At 31.2% G+C, this 6,353-nt stretch carries 3 protein-coding genes; 2 read left to right on the top strand and 1 reads right to left on the bottom strand.

Translation table 11 applies throughout. The features are described from left to right. Positions 1-31: 31 nt before the first annotated feature. Positions 32-2,224 (bottom strand): B12-binding domain-containing radical SAM protein, encoded by a 2,193-nt coding sequence (locus tag ACKVOV_RS03050; protein WP_409205304.1) that lies wholly within the window; start codon positions 2,222-2,224, stop codon positions 32-34. A gap of 80 nt (positions 2,225-2,304) precedes the next feature. Between ACKVOV_RS03050 and ACKVOV_RS03045 the strand changes: the two genes are divergently transcribed. Both ACKVOV_RS03045 and ACKVOV_RS03040 read left to right on the top strand, forming a co-directional pair. After that, on the top strand, positions 2,305-2,994 hold the full coding sequence (locus ACKVOV_RS03045) for a hypothetical protein (protein WP_409205303.1): 690 nt from the start codon (positions 2,305-2,307) through the stop codon (positions 2,992-2,994). 128 nt (positions 2,995-3,122) lie between these two features. Beyond that, positions 3,123-6,350 (top strand): T9SS type B sorting domain-containing protein, encoded by a 3,228-nt coding sequence (locus tag ACKVOV_RS03040; protein ID WP_409205302.1) that lies wholly within the window; start codon positions 3,123-3,125, stop codon positions 6,348-6,350. Positions 6,351-6,353 lie beyond the last annotated feature (3 nt).

Below are 6,353 nucleotides of genomic sequence, written 5' to 3'. Positions count from 1 at the left end.
TAGAATAATATTTTAATAAATAAATTTAATATTAAGAAAAAACTAAAAGTCCGAAATTTCTTAAAGTATTTATTGGCTTCGAGTACCAAAATAATTCGAAATTCTCAAAATTATTTTCAAAATCAGTTTTTAATATTGAAAAAGTAGTTTTTTTATCATTATGTACTGAAATAGATTCTAAAGTTCTGAGAAGCCAATCCCCTTTTTGTTTTTCAAAATCTATTTCGAAAGTTTCTTTTTTGTCGTGAAAAATCATTTTCATTATTTCCCATGAATTCCCTTTTTTAGATTTGGTCAAAATTTCTGTTAATGGACTTCCTCCTATCCAAACTATTTTTGCCGATGGTTTTATAGTAAAACTTTCTTCTTTTTGAAGTGAATTGTATATAAAATCTGGTTTTACAGTTGTTTTCGGAATCTTAAAATCGAACCAATCTTGCAATGTATAATCGAAACAAATACCGTGCATATAATTGAACAAAGACTTCTTTAGTCCAAAACTAAACTGATCATGATCTATTCCTGTTTTGTCTGTAAACTGAATATCATTATTGGCAAAAGTGATTTCATTATTTTGTGGAATAACTCCAAATTCGTCAGGAAACATTCCTACAGGACTATGTGCAGTCATAGCAAATTGATGCCAAAAACCAGACTGTAAAATACCCAACTCGAACAACTGACGAACCATTTCTAGACTATCTACCGTTTCCTGAATGGTTTGTGTAGGATAACCATACATGAGATAAGCGTGAACCATGATTCCAGATTCGGTGAAGTTTCGAGTCACTTGTGCTACTTGCTCGACAGTTACTCCTTTTTTTATGAGTTCTAATAATCTATCGGAAGCAACTTCTAACCCACCAGAAACTGCGATACACCCCGATGCTTTTAGTAAAATACACAAATCTTGGGAGAAGCTTTTCTCGAAGCGAATGTTTGTCCACCAAGTGACAACTAGTTTTCGTTTAATGATTTCTAACGCTAATTCACGCATTAAAGCTGGAGGTGCAGCTTCATCTACAAAATGAAATCCGTTTTCTCCAGTTTGCACTATGAGTTCTTCCATTCTATCCACCAGTGTTTTAGCGAGAATGGGTTCGTAAACTTTTATATAATCTAAAGAAATATCACAAAACGTACATTTTCCCCAGTAACAACCATGTGCCATGGTGAGTTTATTCCATCTTCCGTCGCTCCACAAACTGTGCATCGGATTCGCAATTTCTATAACCGAAATATATTTGTCTAACAACAAATCCGAATAATCGGGCGTGCCAACTTCACTTTGTTTATAGTCTTTTTGAAGAGTATTGTTTTTGTAAACGACTTTATTATTTTCTAATAAAAATGTTCGTTTGAATTCGTTTGAAGAGATTTTTCCTTCGTCAGAATGACAAAAAGTATGTAATAATTGTAATGGTAATTCTCCGTCATCTAAAGTAATAAAATCGAAGAATTCAAATACTCGAACATCTGTTAAAGAACGTAATTCGGTATTTGGGAAACCACCTCCCATAGATGTTTTCACATCAGGAAAATTATTTTTGATAAACTGTGCACAACGAAAAGCACTATATAAATTCCCTGGAAACGGAACCGAAATACAAACTAATTTGGGTTGTACAATTTGAATTTTTTCGTTTAATATTCTTAAAGTAATTGTATCGATATAAGTTGGATTTTTTTGTAAATGCGAGTACAAATCATCAAAAGAATTAGCGCTTCGTCCCAAACGTTCTGCATAACGACTGAACCCAAAATTCTCATCGATACATTCGACAATAAAATCCGATAAATCTTCAAGATATAATGTAGCTAAATGTTTGGCTTTATCTTGCATTCCCATCGACCCAAAAGCCCATTCCATATCATCTAATTGCTCAAATCTAAATGCTTCTGGCAAGAAATCTCCTGAACAAATTTGCCTTGCTAATGTTGGATTATTTCCTTGTAAAAAGGAAATAACAGCATCGATAGTTTTTATATATTCTTCTTTCAAAGCAAATATTCGTTGAATATTTGGAGAATTGGGTTGATTACTTTTAGCAAACAAATCTTCTAATCCTTTTTTCGAAAACAATTCGAGAATAACTTCGATCCCCAAATCCATCTGAAAAGCCGAAATGTTTTTGGTATTCAAAAAACCTTTTATATAGGCTGTAGCTGGATACGGCGTATTCAGTTGAGTAAAAGGTGGTGTAATTAGAAGAAGGTCTTTCAAAAGAATTGTTTTGACAAAGGTATATAAATACAATATGTATACATATTAAATTGTTACTTTTGCATGAAATTCTATTATTTATGCGTGTTAAAATTATATTTTTCTTTGCCTTTTTAAATATATGTGCTTATTCTCAAAAGCAAAATTCTTCAATAGGGTTTATTGAAAATAAAGGTCAAATTGTTGATCAAAAAGGTAAGCAAAATAAAGGTATTTTATATTTATTAAATACTCCTGGCATAAACGTTCAGATTAAAAAAAATGGTTTTTCATATGATATTTACGAAATCATTAAATCTCCTATAAAAGAAAAAGAAAACTTAAATTCATCCATTATTTCAAATGATCCGGATAACGCTCCGAAGTATCGATTAAAAAGAAAAAACCACAGAATAGATATAGATTTTATTAATTCAAATCAAAATATAGAATTAATAACCGAAGACAAATCGAGCGATTATGATAATTATTACAATATTCCTAATTACCCAAATGGAGTTACCAATGTTTACAGATACAAAAAAATAAAATACAAAAACATTTACAACAATATTGATGTTGATTTTTTTATTCCAAAAGATACCACAAAAGCAGTTGAATATAATTTTGTTATAAAACCAGGCGGTAAAGTTTCAGACATTAAAATGAAATTTAGTGGTACCAAAACGGAATTGATTGATAACAAAATTAAAATGGATGTACGTTTTGGTCAAATGGAAGAAACACTACCATTGGTTGGCTTGAAAATGAAGGTAAAAAAGAATTTGTAAATATTAAATACAAACAAATTGATAAAAATGTTTTTAGTCTTGAAAGTGATAAAAATGTTTCAGATAAAACAATTATAATTGACCCAGTACCAGTTAGACTTTGGGGAACATATTATGGTGGAGAAGGGATGGAATTTCCTTCGGATATAATAACAGATGATAATCTCAATGTTTACATTTCTGGAAGCTCAGATAGTCAAAACAATATTGCAACTTCAGGAACTCATCAAAGCAATCTTAATGGGCAAAGAAATTTATTTATCGCTAAATTAGATACTAATTCAAATAGAATTTGGGGAACATACTTAACATCAGAAGCAGGACTTAATAATTCACAATCTTGTCATTTAGCAATTGATTCAAACCACAACATTTATGTCGCAGGTGATGAACTTAATAATTCTTTTATTGGAACCGCAGGTACTTTTCAAGAATTTAAAAATAATTATTTTGAAGGCTTTTTAGTAAAATTAAATTTAAATGGAATTAAACAATGGGGAACTTATTTTGGAGGAAGTGGTAATGAATCTATTTATTCTATTTGCTTAGATCCTACTGATAATATATATATTGCGGGGCAAACTTTTAGTAGTGATTTCAATACTACATCGACAGCTCATCAAAATGTAATGAATGGTTCGTCAGATGGTTTCATTATTAAATTTGACACTACTGGAAATAGAATTTGGAATACTTATTATGGAGGGTTAGGTTTTGATGGCTTCACAGGAATAAATTATTCTAGTAGCGGATATATATATGCAACTGGGCTTCAAAGAAGTTTAACCAATATTGCTACTCTTGGCTCTTTTCAACCTACAACGGCAGCGGTTACTGGTGGTGGAATGATTATCAAGTTTGATCTGAATGGGAATAGAATTTGGGGAAGTTATATAGCTGACAATAGCACTATTCATAAAACAGTATTAAAAAATAATTCGCTTTGCTTTTTAGGAATAACTAACAATCCAAATATTGCTACTACTGGTTCTCTTTTTGACACATTTCAAATACCTCCTGCTGGATCAAGCTTAAATTCAGGCTCAAACGGATATTTATTAAATTTTAATATTCAAACTCAACAAATTAATTGGGGAACTTATTTCATTGACAACAACTTAGGAGGCTTATCTATTGATAATAATGATAATGTTTATTTTGCTGGATATACTCGAATCAATAACAACATTACAACCACAAACAGTTTTATGCCTACTAAAAATCCAATTGCTCTAAAAAATTTTTTAATAAAGCTAAACACTTCAGGACAAAGAATATGGGGAACTTATTCGGGTGGGAATTTATCCGAACAAGCAGGTTATTGTACTGTTGATAGTAATAATGATATTTATATTTGTGGTCTGACTTTTAGTCCTAATGGAATTTCAACACCAGGTGTACATCAGGAATTTAAAGTTGGTAATTCATCACTATATATATTCAAATTCAAAGATTGTCTTTCAAGTACAGTTTTATCCTCTAACTCTCCTATCTGTATTGGTAAAAACCTACAATTAAATGCCTCGGGAGGTACAAATTATGATTGGACAGGCCCAAATGGATTTACTTCGTCTATACAAAATCCCATCATCAATAACGCTGGTACTTTAAATAGTGGTACATACTCTTGTAGTATAACAGGAACAGGAGGATGCGATAATACGGTTACAATTAATGTATTGGTTGGGGATATCACTGCTCCCATACCTAATAATCCAAACTTACAAACAATAACTGGAGACTGTAATACAATAATATCTACAATCCCAACCGCCACAGATAATTGTGCTGGTTTACTAAATGGTACTACCACAGATCCTTTAAACTATACAATCCCTGGAAATTATATAATTCATTGGAATTATAACGATGGTAACGGAAATAGTTCAACACAAAATCAAAGTGTAGTTATAACCGCTACCACTTTACCAAGTCTTACTGCAACTCAGCAATTCTGTATCCAACAAAACGCTACACTAAATAATATCGTAATTACAGGCCAGAATATAAAATGGTATGATGCCCAAACGGGAGGAAATCTTTTACCAACCAATACCCTTTTACAAAATGGAACAACTTACTATGCTACACAAACCAACAATAATTGCGAAAGCAATAGAGTACCTGTTTCAATAACTATTTACAATACACCATCGCCCACTGCAAATTCCAATCAAAGTTTTTGTAGTACTGCAAATGCCACGTTGAATGATATTTCAATATCTGGTACAGGTGTAAAATGGTATGATACTCAAACTGGAGGAAATCTTTTACCTGCGAACACTATTATACAAAACGCAACAACTTACTATTCTTCGCAAACTTTAAACGGGTGCGAAAGTGTAAATAGAACACCCATAACAATTAATCTCATCAATACTTTAAATGCAAATGATTTTTTAGATTATTTTTGTGATGATTTGAATAATGGACATGAAAAAATTGACTTGACAAGTTATAATTCTTCTTTAATTTCAAACACCGCAGGAAATACTTTTAGCTTTTATAAATCATTTTCAGGAGCTCAAAACCAAACTACTAGTGAGAAAATAAATAATGAGAATGATTATCAATTAAATGTTGGCACAATTACAATTTATGTGCGTATCGATAATGTAAATACTTGTCATCAAATTGTAGAATTGAATTTAACATTGTATAGCAAACCTATTATCCCTATTGCTGAAGTCACTCCTATTTGTCAAGGTAACACCGTAACTATAAATGCTGGGAATTTTGACAAATATCAGTGGTCAACAGGCGAAACTTCTTCCTCAATTCTTGTTAGCCAAGCTGGTAATTATTCGGTTACCGTTACGGAAAACCATATTGGAATAAATTGTAATTCCACAAAAGATTTTAATGTTGTAAATTCAAACGTAGCTACTATCTCTCAAGTTATAACAAATGATTGGACAGTAAATAAAAACTCAATTACTATTGTAGTTACTACTAGTAGTGTTGGAGATTATCAATATTCATTAGACGGGAATAATTATCAAAATAGTAATGTTTTTACTGACTTAAATAGCGGAGAATACAATATTTTTATTAGAGATAAAAATGGATGTGGTACGATTTCAGAGGAAGTTTTTTTATTAATGTACCCAAAATACTTTACTCCAAACGGAGATGGAAATAATGACAAATGGAAGATAAAATTCTCGAATACAGAACCTGGTTTAAGAATTAAACTATTTGATAGATATGGTAAATTCATCAAAGAATTAGATTATAGTTCTGATGGTTGGAATGGAACCTTCAATGGAAAAGAACTACCATCGACCGATTATTGGTTTGTCGTAACTAGATCAAATGGGAAAGAATATAGAGGTCATTTTGCTATGAAGCGATAATTA

The organism is Flavobacterium sp., from assembly GCF_046153165.1.
Classification (GTDB): Bacteria; Bacteroidota; Bacteroidia; order Flavobacteriales; family Flavobacteriaceae; genus Flavobacterium.
The sequence above is the reverse complement of the archived record's forward strand: the minus strand, read 5'-3'. Positions and strand labels throughout refer to the sequence as shown.

What these genes read in the sequence shown, in the direction of transcription:
- ACKVOV_RS03040 (WP_409205302.1), top strand. Translation starts at nt 3,123, where the DNA reads ATGGAATTTCCTTCGGATATAATAACAGATGATAATCTCAATGTTTAC.
- ACKVOV_RS03045 (WP_409205303.1), top strand. Translation starts at nt 2,305, where the DNA reads ATGCGTGTTAAAATTATATTTTTCTTTGCCTTTTTAAATATATGTGCT.